The sequence below is a fragment of the Streptomyces sp. NBC_01264 genome (genome assembly GCF_026340675.1).
Lineage (GTDB): Bacteria > Actinomycetota > Actinomycetes > Streptomycetales > Streptomycetaceae > Streptomyces.
This window is the reverse complement of the sequence record NZ_JAPEOX010000001.1, coordinates 5,995,434-6,008,449: the sequence shown is the minus strand read 5'-3', so window position 1 is coordinate 6,008,449 and position 13,016 is coordinate 5,995,434. Positions and strand designations below refer to the sequence as shown.

General features: G+C 72.0%; 15 protein-coding genes. 8 read left to right on the top strand and 7 right to left on the bottom strand.

Annotated features, from left to right (window positions below):
- Positions 1-40 precede the first annotated feature (40 nt).
- Together OG435_RS28230 and OG435_RS28225 are read left to right on the top strand one after the other, a co-directional pair.
- Positions 41-544, top strand: coding sequence for a VanZ family protein (locus OG435_RS28230; protein WP_266882143.1), 504 nt, complete (start codon positions 41-43; stop codon positions 542-544).
- A 50-nt stretch (positions 545-594) separates the two neighbouring features.
- The gene (locus tag OG435_RS28225; RefSeq protein ID WP_266880745.1) at positions 595-807 is read left to right on the top strand and encodes a PspC domain-containing protein; all 213 of its coding nucleotides are present in this window, start codon (positions 595-597) and stop codon (positions 805-807) included.
- A gap of 43 nt (positions 808-850) precedes the next feature.
- Here the strand turns inward: OG435_RS28225 and OG435_RS28220 are convergent, their stop codons facing one another.
- The 3 genes from OG435_RS28220 to OG435_RS28210 all read right to left on the bottom strand — a co-directional run bounded on the left by OG435_RS28220 (position 851) and on the right by OG435_RS28210 (position 3,389).
- The gene (locus OG435_RS28220; RefSeq protein WP_266880744.1) at positions 851-1,660 is read right to left on the bottom strand and encodes a hypothetical protein; all 810 of its coding nucleotides are present in this window, start codon (positions 1,658-1,660) and stop codon (positions 851-853) included.
- Between the two features lie 177 nt (positions 1,661-1,837).
- Positions 1,838-2,101, bottom strand: a complete 264-nt coding sequence (locus OG435_RS28215) for a hypothetical protein (protein ID WP_266880743.1) — start codon at positions 2,099-2,101, stop codon at positions 1,838-1,840.
- 139 nt (positions 2,102-2,240) lie between these two features.
- Positions 2,241-3,389: an adenosine deaminase gene (locus tag OG435_RS28210; protein ID WP_266880742.1), complete on the bottom strand. Its 1,149-nt coding sequence runs from the start codon at positions 3,387-3,389 to the stop codon at positions 2,241-2,243.
- Positions 3,390-3,503: 114 nt separating this feature from the next.
- Between OG435_RS28210 and OG435_RS28205 the strand changes: the two genes are divergently transcribed.
- Positions 3,504-4,223: an alpha/beta hydrolase gene (locus tag OG435_RS28205; protein WP_266880741.1), complete on the top strand. Its 720-nt coding sequence runs from the start codon at positions 3,504-3,506 to the stop codon at positions 4,221-4,223.
- 354 nt (positions 4,224-4,577) lie between these two features.
- Positions 4,578-5,690, top strand: coding sequence for a helix-turn-helix transcriptional regulator (locus tag OG435_RS28200; protein WP_266880740.1), 1,113 nt, complete (start codon positions 4,578-4,580; stop codon positions 5,688-5,690).
- Here OG435_RS28200 and OG435_RS28195 read toward each other — a convergent pair.
- Positions 5,626-6,600 carry a LysR family transcriptional regulator gene (locus OG435_RS28195; RefSeq protein WP_266880739.1) on the bottom strand — a complete coding sequence of 325 codons (975 nt, stop codon included), beginning with the start codon at positions 6,598-6,600 and terminating at the stop codon, positions 5,626-5,628. The two genes, OG435_RS28200 and OG435_RS28195, sit on opposite strands and share 65 nt — an antisense overlap.
- Before the next feature lie 66 nt (positions 6,601-6,666).
- Here OG435_RS28195 and OG435_RS28190 point away from each other — a divergent pair, with 66 nt between their 5' ends.
- From OG435_RS28190 to OG435_RS28175, 4 genes are all read left to right on the top strand, one after another.
- Positions 6,667-7,947, top strand: coding sequence for an MFS transporter (locus OG435_RS28190; protein WP_266880738.1), 1,281 nt, complete (start codon positions 6,667-6,669; stop codon positions 7,945-7,947).
- Positions 7,948-8,023: 76 nt separating this feature from the next.
- Positions 8,024-8,656 carry a DUF402 domain-containing protein gene (locus tag OG435_RS28185; RefSeq protein WP_266880737.1) on the top strand — a complete coding sequence of 211 codons (633 nt, stop codon included), beginning with the start codon at positions 8,024-8,026 and terminating at the stop codon, positions 8,654-8,656.
- 1 nt (position 8,657) lies between these two features.
- Entirely contained in the window at positions 8,658-9,641 is a 984-nt protein-coding gene (locus OG435_RS28180) for an RNA-binding protein (protein ID WP_266880736.1), read from the top strand.
- A 93-nt stretch (positions 9,642-9,734) separates the two neighbouring features.
- Positions 9,735-10,736 (top strand): sigma-70 family RNA polymerase sigma factor, encoded by a 1,002-nt coding sequence (locus tag OG435_RS28175; protein WP_266880735.1) that lies wholly within the window; start codon positions 9,735-9,737, stop codon positions 10,734-10,736.
- Here OG435_RS28175 and OG435_RS28170 read toward each other — a convergent pair.
- From OG435_RS28170 to OG435_RS28160, 3 genes are all read right to left on the bottom strand, one after another.
- Positions 10,632-10,967: an STAS domain-containing protein gene (locus OG435_RS28170; protein WP_266880734.1), complete on the bottom strand. Its 336-nt coding sequence runs from the start codon at positions 10,965-10,967 to the stop codon at positions 10,632-10,634. The two genes, OG435_RS28175 and OG435_RS28170, sit on opposite strands and share 105 nt — an antisense overlap.
- Before the next feature lie 45 nt (positions 10,968-11,012).
- Positions 11,013-11,609 (bottom strand): Uma2 family endonuclease, encoded by a 597-nt coding sequence (locus OG435_RS28165; RefSeq protein ID WP_266880733.1) that lies wholly within the window; start codon positions 11,607-11,609, stop codon positions 11,013-11,015.
- A gap of 96 nt (positions 11,610-11,705) precedes the next feature.
- Positions 11,706-12,983: a thymidine phosphorylase gene (locus tag OG435_RS28160; protein WP_266880732.1), complete on the bottom strand. Its 1,278-nt coding sequence runs from the start codon at positions 12,981-12,983 to the stop codon at positions 11,706-11,708.
- Positions 12,984-13,016 lie beyond the last annotated feature (33 nt).

Here is a 13,016-nt window from a genome sequence, read left to right as displayed (position 1 = left end):
CAAGGGCAGCGGCAGCGCCGTCGTACAGCAGTGGATCCGGATCCTCGCCGCGGTCCTGCTGGTCGCCCACCTCCTCCTCGTCGGCTGGCTGATGCTGCGCCCACTGGACGTGCCCTGGGCGGCGGCCGCCAATCTGACCCCGCTGGAGGGGATCAGGGCGGACCTCTCCTACGGGCCCCTGGAGGCCGCCCGCCGGATCGGCGGCGGGCTGGCGCTGCTGGCCCCGCTCGGGGTGCTGCTGCCGCTGATCAGCGGTCGGGTGGAGCTTTCACCGCTGGCCACGTGGTCCTCGCTGGCCCGGACGGCCGCCGCGGGCGCGCTGGTCTCGGTCGGCATCGAGATGTTCCAGATGGCGGTGCCGGGGCAGGTGGTCGACGTGGATTCGGTCCTGCTGAACACCCTCGGCGTGATGCTCGCGCACCTGGCCGTCGTCCCGGCCCTGAGATTGCGGCTGAGGCGTTCTCAGGGGGCGACCCCGAGAATTACCAGGGTCGGGCTCGGCCCTTGGACCGACGTTCTGTCCTCTGTTCAGCGGGAGTATTGAGGCATCGCGGGAAAGCGTCCCGCGGACCGCACAACGACCGAGGAGAGACCATGAGCGCCCTTGCCCGCCCCCGTGACGGACGATGGATCGGCGGAGTCTGTGCCGGTCTGGCGCGCCGCTTCGGAATATCCGCGAACACGATGCGGATCATCTTCGTCGTCTCGTGCCTGCTGCCCGGCCCGCAGTTCCTGCTTTACCTGGCGCTGTGGGTGCTCCTGCCGAACGAGAAGTCGAGCGCCACGTCCGCCGCCACCGGCTGGTAGGAACAGCCGGAGCGGGAAGAGCCGGAGCGGGAAGATTCGGAATTCAGCGCGCGGCGCGGACTTTCTGGAGCTGCTTGTCCGCGACCTCGTGCGGAACCTGGGGGGTCTGACGGCCGCCCGTGACATTGAGCGCCATGAGGCGCACGACGGTGTCGCCCTGGCGTACGACGACCAGGTGCACCTGGGCGGTGACGCCCTCGGCGGCAGCGGTCGTGGTCCAGCTGACGCTCTCGTCGCCGCCGGTCTTGTAGTCGGCCGCCTTCACCTCGCGGTACGTGCCCGTCTGCTTCTCGACGGTGGCGGTGAAGCCGGTCGCGCAGGCGGCCACGGCGTCCTTCAGCCGGGCGATCAGCGCCTTGGCGTCGGACTCCGCGTAGGAGCTGACGGAGGCGGAGACGGCCAGGCCCAGTTGCTTCTGGGAGCCGACGCCCCGGTTGACGGTCTCGCGGGCCGCCGGGTCGGGCTTGTCCCCCATGATGTCGGCGAGCGGCTGGCAGGCCTTGCGGTCCGCCTGCGGCTGGCCGTCGGGGGCGTTCGGGTTCTTGCCGTTCGCGGAGATCTGGTAGCCGGCCAGGTCGCCCTGTTCCAGGGCGGCGCGCTCCAGCCGGCTGGAACCGCGCCGGGGTCCGCCCGTACCGGCCGTGGCGCCCGTCTCACCGGCTCCGCCGGTGCCCGAGGAGCCGGCGGCTCCCGCCGCGCCGGACGTGCCCGCCGACGCGGACTTCCCGGGTGCGCTCGCGGAGCCCTTCGGGTCCGGTCCCTTGCCGGAGGCGGGGGTGTTGGTGCTCCCGCAGCCCACCGTCACGGACAGCAGGGCGGGGAGCAGCACGGCCGTGGCCGTTCGTGCCTTCATGCGCATGATCGAAACCTCATACCCAGGTGTGTGGCGGGCAGTTGGCGGTGATCCTGGCACACGCCGCGACGCGGCACACACCTGCTCGAAGAGGTGTGCGCCGCGTGGCCGTGCGTACGAATCGCGTACGGGTCGCGTGTGAATCGCGTACCGATCCGACCGGGGATCCGGAGTGGATCAGCCGCCGAGGTTGTTGGTCGGCAGACCGCCGAGCAGGCTGGTCACCGGGGCGAGCGGGTCTGCCGCGTCGGGGGCCTGCTGCCCCTCTTCGGCGCTCACGTGCTGCTGGCTGGTCGCACCCTGGACCGCGCCCGTGACGGTGCCCAGCGCGTCACCGAGACCGACGGCGGGAACGGCGGCCGAGGCGGTACCGGCGGCGACGGCGGCAAAGGCGGCGCCGAGAGCGGCAACACCGAGGGTCTTGGCAGCTGACTGCTTCATGAAGAATCGTCCTTGCGACGGGGAAATGAGCGGCTCCGCAAACTAGTCACTTCAAACCCCCTCCCGCAAACATCGTTAAATACGAGAAAGCGCCCGGGAATTGCTCCTCCCGGGCGCTTTCAGTCCGTCACGCCATGGCCTAGGCCGAGACGGAACCGCTGGTGGAAGCGGTTTGACGGAACAGCCATTCCGACTTCAGCTCCGCATAACCGGGCTTGATCACGTCGTTGATCATGGCCAGTCGTTCATCGAAAGGAATGAACGCGGACTTCATCGCATTGACGGTGAACCACTGCATGTCCTCGAGCGAGTACCCGAAGGTATCGACCAGGTGCTCGAACTCGCGGCTCATGCTGGTACCGCTCATCAGCCGGTTGTCGGTATTGACGGTCAGCCTGAAGTGCAGTTTCCGCAGCAGGCCGATCGGGTGCTCGGCATAGGAGACCGCCGCGCCCGTCTGCAGGTTCGACGTCGGGCACATCTCCAGCGGGATCCGCTTGTCCCGGACGTACGAGGCCAGGCGACCCAGCGTCACGGAACCGTCGGCGGCGACCTCGATGTCATCGATGATCTTCACGCCGTGGCCGAGCCGGTCGGCGCCGCACCACTGCAGGGCCTGCCAGATCGACGGCAGACCGAAGGCCTCGCCCGCGTGGATGGTGAAGTGGTTGTTCTCGCGCTTGAGGTACTCGAAGGCGTCGAGGTGGCGGGTGGGAGGGAACCCGGCCTCGGCGCCGGCGATGTCGAAGCCGACGACGCCGTTGTCGCGGTAGCGGTTGGCCAGTTCCGCGATCTCCAGCGCGCGGGCCGCGTGCCGCATCGCGGTCAGCAGCGCGCCGACGCGGATCCGGTGACCGTTGGCCTTGGCGCGGCGCTCGCCCTCGCGGAAGCCCTCGTTGACCGTCTCGACGACCTCTTCGAGGGTCAGGCCGGCTTCCAGGTGCTGCTCGGGCGCGTAGCGGATCTCCGCGTAGACCACGCCGTCCTCGGCGAGGTCCTCGGCACACTCGGCGGCCACCCGGAAGAGGGCCACCTTCGTCTGCATGACCGCGCAGGTGTGGGCGAAGGTCTCCAGGTAGCGCGGGAGGGAACCGGAGTCCGCGGCTTCCCGGAACCAGATGCCGAGCTTGTCGGCGTCGGACTCGGGAAGGTTCTCGTAGCCGACCTCGCGAGCCAGCTCGATGATGGTCCCGGGGCGCAGGCCACCGTCGAGGTGGTCGTGCAGGAGCACCTTCGGGGAGCGGCGGATCTGATCCGGGGTGGGCAGGTTGGGGGTCTCGCTCGTCATCTGGGCACTCTAGCTCCTACGCGCGTAGAGCGGTGAGACGGAGTCCACCCCCGATATGTAACAGTGACCGCGCGGACGGGTGGCGTACACCTCGACGTCTGAGACTGTTCCGTCATGGCACAGCATGCGCCGCCGGCGCGCGGGGCCCGCCTGGGGCGGGCGGCCGGCGCGACCGGCTCGGTCTCAACGGTCAGTGGTGTGGTGCTCCTTCTCCCCGGAGCGTCCAGATTGTCCCCCGGTCCGGTGCGTCCGCTGGCGCGGGCCCTGGCCCGGGCGGGCGCGGCGGACGGGCTGGTCACGCACCAGGTCATCCACGGTGCGGGAACCCGTGAAGGGGACGCCGAGTGGGCCGCCGACGAGGTGGTCCGGCGCTACGGGGACGTCCCGGTGTGCCTGGCCGGGTACGACGCGGGCGGCCGGGCGGCGCTCGCGGCGGCCGGCCACGAGGCCGTCAACTCCGTGCTGGCGCTCGCCCCTTCGCTCCCCCGGCAGTCCGACACGGACTCCCCCGAACCGGTGAAGCAGCTCTCGGGACGCCGGGTCCTGATCGTGCACGGCACCAACGACGCGCGCAGCGACCCGGAGTTGTCGTACCGGCTGGCCACGCGGGCGAAGAAGGCGAACCGCACGACGTGCCGCTTCGAGGTGCACTCCGACGGGCACGGGCTGCGCGAGCACCAGGACGAAGTCGTGGCCCTGTCCGTGGACTTCGTGCTCGGTTCCGTGTTCTGCGGGCCCTACTCGCGGCCGGTCACCGACGCGCTGGCGGCTCCCCCGCCGCTGGGCCTGCGGATGCCGCTCGCCTCGGGCTACGGACGGTCCCTGCGCGGCTGACGGCGGCCGCGCGGCGGGATGCGGCGGTGGCCGCGCGCCCGGACGTGGCGGTGGCCGCGCACCCGGATGTGGCGGTGGTCGCGCGGGGCCGTCCGTGCCGGCCGCGCCGCCCCCTCCCGGTCGGACGACACGGGCGGGCCCGGCGCGACCACCTTGCAGGCACGCGCCCACGTGAGGGCGCGGTGCCTGGACGGCGAAGCGCGGACTCGAAGGTGCCCGCGCCCTCCCCCGAGAACGCCGTGGTACCACTGTGCCGGTTAGGCCTATCCTCACGAAGATCGGAGGGCATCGTCTTGGTGCCTTGCGGGAACACGAGGGGTTTACGAATCGGCACAAGCCGGGACGAATATGCATATGCCATCGGATGAAACGGACCAACTGAGCTCCGTGGCCCGGCGTCTATACGCGTACGCGGCCGAGCGGCACGCCTTCTCCGAGGCGGAAGCCGGCGAGGCGCTCGGCGAGTCCGTCGGCGCCGCCCTCGCCGAACTCGCGGCCGCCCACCTGATCCAGCCGCGCTCCCGCCCGGCCACCGCCGCCACGGACGACGGCCACCCCGGCGAGCCGGCGCGGGCGTGCTGGAGCGCCGTGTCCCCGCGGGCCGCGGTGGCCCGCACGCTGGCGCCGCTGGCCCTGCGGGTGCGCGAGACCCACGACGAGATGGACCGGCTGCGCGTGCGGCTGGAGGACCTGCTCCCCGCCTACGACGCGGGTACCGACCTGCGCGACCGGGGCCGGGCGAACGCCCTGGAGCTGGTCACCGACCCGGCCGCGCTGCAGGACCTGATCGGGGAGCTCGTCGCCTCGGCCGAGTCCGAGGTGCTGACCTGCCACCCGGGCGGCGGCCGCAGCACCGCGACCCTGGAGGGGGCGGTGGTGCGGGACGAGGCGATGCTGGCCCGGGGCGTGCGGATGCGCACCCTCTACCAGCACACCGCCCGCTACTCCCGCCCGACGGCCGCCTACGTCGAGCGGGTGACCGCGCTCGGCTCGCAGGTCCGTACCGTCGGCGACGGGCTGATGCGGATGATCCTCGTCGACGGGCACACCGGGCTGATGGAGGTGCAGGACGACATCAAGGCGGCGCTGGTGGTGCGCGAGCCCAACGTCGTCCACTTCATGGCGCAGACCTTCGAGCGCTGCTGGGCGGAGGCCGAGCCCTTCAGCACCACCGTCGGGCCGGACCAGGCCCGTTCCATCTCCGACGAGCTGCGCCAGACCATCGTGCGGCTGCTGGCGGAGGGGCTGGAGGACAAGGTCATCGCCCGGCGCCTCGGCATGTCGGAGCGGACCTGTCAGCGCCACATCGCCGAGATCATGCGGGCGGTGGGGGCCAAGTCCCGCTTCCAGGCCGGGTTCCTGCTGTCCGCCACGGCGGCTGCGGCCTCCGCGGCGGCCCCGCTCACCCGCCCTCCGGCTGAAGCTCCGGAATCAGCCGCCCCCGACGGGACAGCAGGAACCGCTTGAACTCCGCCACCGGAGGCGTGTCCGGGTGCCCGTCGAGCCAGGCGACCCCGATCTCGCGGACCGCGCGCGGGGCGGTGACCGTCAGCTCGACGACCCCGGGCCGGGCCACCGCGGGCGGCGGCAGCAGCGCCACGCCGAGGCCCGCGGCGACGAGCCCGCGCAGGGTCTCGGCCTCCTCCCCCTCGAAGGCGACCCGGGGCGTGAAACCGGCCTCCGCGCACAGGTCGTCGGTGATGCGGCGCAGCCCGTAGCCGGGCTCCAGGGTGACGAAGGTTTCCTCGGCGGCCTCCGCGAGGCGGATCCGCTTGCGCGCGGCGAGCCGGTGGTCGTCGGGGACCACCAGGCGCAGCCGCTGCTCGTCGAGCCGGCGGGCCACCAGGTCGGGTGCGTCGGGGACCGGCGAGGTCAGGCAGAGGTCGAGCTCTCCGGCGCGCAGCTTCTCGATCATGGCCTCGCCGTAGTTCTGGACCAGCGAGAACCGTACGCCGGGGTGGTCGGCCCGGAAGGCCCGGATCAGCCCGGGTACGGTCTCGGAGCCCAGGGTGTGCAGGAAGCCGAAGGCGACCTTGCCGAAGGACGGGTCGGCGTCCTGCTGTACGGAGCCGGCGGCGCGGGCGATCTCGGCCAGCGAGCGTTCCGCCGAGGCGAGGAAGGTGCGGCCGGCGGTGGTGAGCGCGACCGTGCGGCCCTTGCGGGCGAACAGGGTGACGCCCAGGTCCTGTTCGAGGCGGACCATGGCCCGCGACAGGGTGGACTGCGGGACCCCCAGCTCCTGCGCGGCGCGGGTGACGTGCTCGTGCCGGGCGACGGCGGCGAAGTAGGCGAGGCGCGGGGCAAGGGCCTGTGTCACGGCCATGTCTTCTTCGTAACGACTCATCGATAGGCACCCATCTGACCTGTGGTGATGCATGGATGGATTGATTATCGCGAATCCGTGCATTGGACGCATGAAAAGGACGGCCCTACCGTCGTAGGCATGCCTCCCGCTCATACCGGGGCATCCGTCATCACGGGTGCCTCCACCCCGTCGTTCCCCGCCTCCGCACCCGAGGCGCACGAGCCCGGCCGCCCCGGCTACCGCCGCCTCAGCCTCGCGCTCTTCGCCGCCGGACTGGCCACCTTCGCCCTCCTCTACTCCACCCAGGCGCTGCTGCCCGCGATCTCCGAGGGCTTCGGGGTGACGGCGGGTCAGGCCAGCTGGACGGTCTCCGCGTCCACCGGCGCGCTCGCCCTGTTCGTCCTGCCGCTCAGCGCGCTCTCGGAGCGCTTCGGCCGGACCCGGATGATGACCTGCTCGATGGTGACCGCGGTCGGCGTCGGCCTGCTGGTGCCCTTCGCGCCTAACCTGGAGTGGCTGATCGCGCTGCGCGCCGTCCAGGGCGCGGCGATCGCCGGCGTCCCGGCCTCCGCGATGGCGTACCTGGCGGAAGAGGTGAAGCCGAAGGCGCTGGTCGCCGCGATCGGCCTGTTCGTGGCGGGCAACTCCATCGGCGGCATGAGCGGCCGCCTCGTCACGGGCTGGGCGGCCCAGGCCTGGGGCTGGCGCGGCGGGCTGCTGACGGTGGGCCTGATGTCTCTGGCCTGCGCGGCGGCGTTCCTGATCCTCCTCCCCCGGGCCCGGTTCTTCCGGGCGGCCTCGCTCAACCCGCGCGCGGTGGGACGTACCGTCGCCGGGCACCTGCGCGATCCGCTGCTGCTGCGGCTGTACGGGATCGGGGCGCTGTTCATGACCGTGTTCGGGGCGGTGTACACGGTCATCGGCTACCGCCTAGTGGACGAGCCGTTCTCGCTCGGGCAGGGCCTCATCGGCTCGATCTTCCTGGTCTACCTGGTCGGTACGGTCTCCTCGGCGGCGGCCGGGCAGCTGGTGGCCCGGCTGGGCCGGCGCGGTGCGCTGTACCTGGCGGTGACCACGACGGCGGCGGGCCTGTTCCTGTCCCTCGCGGAGTCCCTCACCGCGATCCTGCTCGGCCTGATCCTGATCACGGCGGGCTTCTTCGCGGGCCACGCGGTGGCGTCCGCGGCGGTGAGCCGTACGGCGAAGACGGGCCGCGCGCAGGCCTCGGCGCTCTACCAGTCGGCGTACTACGTCGGATCCAGCGCCGGCGGCACGCTGGGCGCCCTCGCCTACAACTCGGCGGGCTGGGCGGCCACGGTCACCCTCGCGCTGCTCGCGGTGGCCGGGGTCGTCACGATCACCCTGTACGGGTCCCACGCGGCCCGCAGCGCCCGGATCGCGGCGCCGGCGGCGCGTTGAGGGGCTGCGGTCCGCCGCACCGCCGAGGGCTCCCGGGCAAGAGTCCCGCAATCCGCGGATGGCATGATCGCCGGTCATGTCGACAGTCAACATTCACCTCATACTCGGCAGCACGGTCAGCATGATCGTCCCGGCCCGCGTCGTGGAGTCGGGCGAGGGCGGCCTGCTGCTGTGGGTGGCCCCCGGCACCCCGCTCTGGCGCGCCACCATCCCGCCCGGCACCCATCTGCGGGACCTGCCGCCGGAGGGCTCGTACCCGCTGCGGCCCGACCGGTGGCGGCACGGGGGCGCGCTGATCCTGCAGCCGGCCGGGGCGGGGCACGCGGTGTGGTGGAGCTTCACGATCGAGCTGGAGTTCCGCAGCTGGTACGTGAACCTCGAATCCCGCGTCCGCAGCCGGGACGGCGCGGACGTGCACGTGACCGACCAGGAGCTCGACATCACGGTGACTCCGGACCGCGCGTGGGAGTGGAAGGACGAGGAGTCCTTCGCCGCGAAGACGGGCCACCCGGTGTACTGGACCGAGGCCGAGGCCTCCGCCATCCGCGCGGAGGGCGTCCGCGTCACGCGGCTCATCGACGCGGCGGCCTACCCCTTCGACGGCACCTGGTGCGACTTCCACCCCCCGGCGTCATGGCCCCTCCCGGACCGCCCGCCCCTCCCCCGCCCCCCGGTCACGGCAGCCGCGGCCGCCGAGGAGGAGGTCTGAGATGCCGTTCCTGCCCCACGCGTACCGGGTGACCAAGTACGACCCCGCCGACCGGGCCCCCGACGGGACCTACCGGGGGACGGAGGACACCGACAGCGACCACGGGCCGGTCGAGGCCGCGTACCTGGCGGCTATCGCCGCCTTCGCGCGGGAGAGCGGCGTCGAACTGCTCACCGTGCGGGAACCGCAGGTCTTCGGCGGGTCCGCGCACTTCGGGCGGGAGCCCGCGGTGGAGGGGTACGGACTGGCCGGGCTGTTCCCCGACGGCCCGGCCGGGTTCCACGACGGCGCGCGGGTGACGGTGCCCGCGGCGCTGGAACTCCTGCGCGGCATGCTCCGCGGCGACGGCCCCTACTGCCGGCTGGAGGCCACGGAGGAGGGCCGGGAGGTCTTCGCCGTGCAGGTCGGGTGGGACCTGTACGTCTACGTGGGCTCCCGCACGGCCTGCGGGGCGGCCGTGGTCCGCACCCGGGAGCTCGGGATCTTCGCGGAGCCGATCGAGGTCTCGCCGTACGATCCCGAGTTCGACGAGTCGTACGAGCTGCGGGCCGCCGACGAGGAGTTCTGGGAGCGGGTACGGGCGAGCGCGGCGCGCGGCGAGGCGGGGCTCGTCGAGGAGCAGCACGCCTGGACCCGGTGGCACCGGATCGACGGTGGCGGCGAGGTGGGCGGACGGCTCGGCGCGCTGCGTGCCGGGCTCGCCCCGCGCGCACGTCTGAACGTCTGGCCGGGGCTGTCCGCGGACACCGCCGGGCTGATCGCGGGGCTGCCGGAGGAGTTCTCTCTGGAGTGCGTGTGGGAGGACGCGGACGGCCGGATCCGGAGCGGCCTCGTCGACGAGGAGGACCGCGCGGAGCTGGTCGAGGTGCTCTCCGGGGCGCGGGCCGCGGCGCTGCTGCCGGCGTCCGCCGATGAGTACGACCCCCTGTTCACCGGGGTTCTGCCGGATCCGGACGGGGTGGTCCGGGCCCGGTGGCAGGTCTAGCGGAACGTTCCGCCGCCGCGTGCCGGGCTGCGGTTGTCAGACCCCTCGGGTAGGTTCCGAAGGACCGGGAACTACCCAGGGGGATCAAGGGACATGACCGAAGCCACCGACCTCGCACCCGACCTCGACGCCGCGCTCGACCGCTACCGCGTGGAGCTCACCGGTTACTGCTACCGCATGCTCGGATCGGCCTTCGACGCCGAGGACGCGGTGCAGGACACGTACATCCGTGCCTGGCGGAGCTACGCGAAGTTCGAGGGGCGGTCCTCCCTGCGGTCCTGGCTGTACCGGATCGCCACCAACGTCTGCCTGGACCTGCTGAACGCGGGGAACAAGCGGGCCCGGCCGATGGACCTGAGCGCCCCGCAGCACCAGGCCTCCGCCGTGCTCAACGAGCGGCCCGAGGTGACCTGGCTGGAGCCGGTGCCCGACGGGCGGGTGCTGCCGCAGACCGCCGACCCGGCGGAGATGGCGCTGGCGAAGGAGTCCGTACGACTCGCGTTCGTCGCCGCGCTCCAGCACCTGCCGGCGAAGCAGCGGGCGGTACTGATCCTGCGCGAGGTCCTGGCCTGGAAGGCCGACGAGGTCGCCACCCTGCTGGACACCACCGTCGCCTCGGTGAACAGCGCCCTGCAGCGGGCCCGCGCGACGCTCGCCGCGACCCGGATCCGGGAGAGCGAGTCCGCGGATCCGCTGGACGCGGACCAGGCCAAGCTGCTGGAGCAGTACCTCGCCGCCTTCGAGGCGTACGACATCTCCCGGCTGACCACCCTGCTCCACGAGGACGCGGTGCTGTCGATGCCGCCGTTCGACCTGTGGCTCCAGGGCCACGAGGACATCGCGGCCTGGCACCTCAACCAGGGCATCGGCTGCAAGGGCTCCCGGCTGGTCCCGACCACGGCGAACGGCATGCCGGCCTTCGGCCAGTACCGGCCGCGGGAGGACGGGCGGCCGGGGTGGACCCCGTGGGCGCTCCAGGTGCTGGAGGTGTCAGACGGGAAGATCGTCGGGCTCAACGCCTTCCTGGACACCCCCCGGTGGTTCCCGCTCTTCGGGCTCCTCGAGCAGCTCGATGAGTCCCACGAGGTGCAGTAGCGCGCGGAGCGGGGGCGCGGCCCCGGTGACCCGGAGGGGGCGGCCGGCCGCGGTGATCCGCAGCCGGGCCAGGGCCTCGACGGCGGCGAGGGTCGGGGCGGTGACGGCGCCGACGTCGCACTCCACGGCCGGGGCGCCGGCCGCGTACAGCCGGGTCAGCCGGTCGCAGAGCAGGGCGGTGTCCCGCGGAGTCGGTCCGGGGCCGGGCAGCACGAGTCTGGTCTCTTCCACGAGAGGGTGACTGCCCGGGCCGGTGGAACTCATCGACAGCCGGGGTCAGGAATCCTCAGGCGTGGGAAAGAGCGAGGTGTCGATGTCCACGTCGAAGGGGGCGGGCAGGTGGAACACCTCGCCGAACTTTGCGACCTGCAGGACCCGGTACAAGTCTCCCCTCGGCTCACCGTGCAAGGTGAGCGTGGGGCCATGGGGCGCAAACGCATCGATGAGCAGATAGAACGGCACGCCGGCCCGAGCGTATCCGACGGCCTTGTCGACTCGATCATGCTTGGCGTTGTAGGGGGACGTGATCTCGACGACGAGTTCGGCCGCCGCAGCCGGGATGAAGGGCGCCCCCTTCACGACGGCGTCGGGCACAACCAGCAGATCGGGGATGTAGAGCCCGGACTTGGATGGGACAACGGCCCCAAGGGTCTGGTGCAGTCCCCAGTCCTTGGGGATACCGGGCTGCAAGCAGGCCATCAGTTTCGCCGCGATCAAGCTGTGGTTGCCGGTAGGCGGTGGTGCCACGGTGACGATCCCCTTAATGATCTCCACCGTCAAGCCCTCCTGCCAGTCCGTCTCCTCCCAGAAACGGACAAGCAGGTCCCAGTCGTCATCGCTCGGAGGCTGATGCTCGACTGCGAGTGCGCTCATGGTGTGCTCCTCATTCGGTTCGTCACCGATCCCAGCATGCCTAACGGGACCGGCAAGGGTCTACCGGTCCCGTTCACCCGAGTGAGAACCCGCAGGTCAGGCGATGCGGTCCAGCACGATCGGCGTGGCGGAGAAGGAAGTCCCCGCCGCCGCGATGTCGAAGGTGCCGTCCAGCGCGGAGAGGGCGTAGTCGAACTTCTCCGGGGTGTCCGTGTGCAGGGTCATCAGGGGCTGGCCCGCGACCACCGTGTCGCCCGGCTTCGCGTGGAGCTCGATGCCCGCGCCCGCCTGGACCGGGTCCTCCTTGCGCGCGCGGCCGGCGCCCAGGCGCCAGGCGCCCACGCCCACCCCGTACGCGTCCAGGCGGGTCAGGACGCCCGAGGACGGGGCCGTGACCACCTGCTGCTCGCGGGCGACGGGCAGGGCCGCGTCCGGGTCGCCGCCCTGGGCCGCGATCATCCGGCGCCACACGTCCATCGCGCGGCCGTCGGCCAGGGCCTTCGCCGGGTCGGCGTCCTTGATGCCCGCGGCGTCCAGCATTTCCCGGGCCAGGGCCAGGGTCAGCTCGACCACGTCCGAGGGGCCGCCGCCGGCCAGGACCTCGACCGACTCGCGGATCTCCAGGGCATTGCCGGCGGTGAGGCCGAGCGGGGTGGACATGTCGGTGAGCAGGGCGACGGTCTTGACCCCGCTGTCCGTGCCCAGGCCGACCATCGTGCGGGCCAGCTCGCGCGCGTCCTCGATGTTCTTCATGAAGGCGCCGGTGCCGACCTTCACGTCCAGGACGAGGGAGCCGGTGCCCTCGGCGATCTTCTTGGACATGATCGAGGAGGCGATGAGCGGGATCGCCTCGACGGTGCCGGTCACGTCGCGCAGCGCGTAGAGCTTCTTGTCGGCCGGGGCCAGGCCGTCGCCGGCCGCGCAGATGACGGCGCCGGTGGTGTCCAGGACGTGCAGCATCTCCTCGTTGGAGAGCAGGGCGCGCCAGCCGGGGATGGATTCCAGCTTGTCCAGGGTGCCGCCGGTGTGGCCGAGGCCACGGCCCGAGAGCTGCGGCACGGCCGCGCCGCAGGCGGCGACGAGCGGGGCCAGCGGCAGGGTGATCTTGTCGCCGACGCCGCCGGTGGAGTGCTTGTCCGCGGTCGGGCGGGAGAGGGAGTCGAAGTTCATCCGCTCGCCGCTGGCGATCATCGCGGCGGTCCAGCGGGCGATCTCGGTGCGGTTCATGCCGTTGAGCAGGATGGCCATCGCCAGCGCCGACATCTGCTCGTCGGCGACCACGCCGCGCGTGTACGCGTCGATGACCCAGTCGATCTGCTCGGGGCTCAGTTCACCGCGGTCGCGCTTGGTGCGGATGACGGAGATGACGTCCATGGAAGTGCTTCCTTCTACGCGCATAGAGAGAGG

Excerpts from the sequence above, each read along its gene's own strand:
- OG435_RS28225 (WP_266880745.1), top strand. The coding sequence starts at position 595 with ATGAGCGCCCTTGCCCGCCCCCGTGACGGACGATGGATCGGCGGAGTC.
- OG435_RS28220 (WP_266880744.1), bottom strand. The coding sequence starts at position 1,660 with ATGAAGGCACGAACGGCCACGGCCGTGCTGCTCCCCGCCCTGCTGTCC.
- OG435_RS28215 (WP_266880743.1), bottom strand. The coding sequence starts at position 2,101 with ATGAAGCAGTCAGCTGCCAAGACCCTCGGTGTTGCCGCTCTCGGCGCC.
- OG435_RS28210 (WP_266880742.1), bottom strand. The coding sequence starts at position 3,389 with ATGACGAGCGAGACCCCCAACCTGCCCACCCCGGATCAGATCCGCCGC.
- OG435_RS28205 (WP_266880741.1), top strand. The coding sequence starts at position 3,504 with ATGGCACAGCATGCGCCGCCGGCGCGCGGGGCCCGCCTGGGGCGGGCG.
- OG435_RS28200 (WP_266880740.1), top strand. The coding sequence starts at position 4,578 with ATGCCATCGGATGAAACGGACCAACTGAGCTCCGTGGCCCGGCGTCTA.
- OG435_RS28195 (WP_266880739.1), bottom strand. The coding sequence starts at position 6,600 with ATGCATCACCACAGGTCAGATGGGTGCCTATCGATGAGTCGTTACGAA.
- OG435_RS28190 (WP_266880738.1), top strand. The coding sequence starts at position 6,667 with ATGCCTCCCGCTCATACCGGGGCATCCGTCATCACGGGTGCCTCCACC.
- OG435_RS28185 (WP_266880737.1), top strand. The coding sequence starts at position 8,024 with ATGTCGACAGTCAACATTCACCTCATACTCGGCAGCACGGTCAGCATG.
- OG435_RS28180 (WP_266880736.1), top strand. The coding sequence starts at position 8,658 with ATGCCGTTCCTGCCCCACGCGTACCGGGTGACCAAGTACGACCCCGCC.
- OG435_RS28175 (WP_266880735.1), top strand. The coding sequence starts at position 9,735 with ATGACCGAAGCCACCGACCTCGCACCCGACCTCGACGCCGCGCTCGAC.
- OG435_RS28165 (WP_266880733.1), bottom strand. The coding sequence starts at position 11,609 with ATGAGCGCACTCGCAGTCGAGCATCAGCCTCCGAGCGATGACGACTGG.
- OG435_RS28160 (WP_266880732.1), bottom strand. The coding sequence starts at position 12,983 with ATGGACGTCATCTCCGTCATCCGCACCAAGCGCGACCGCGGTGAACTG.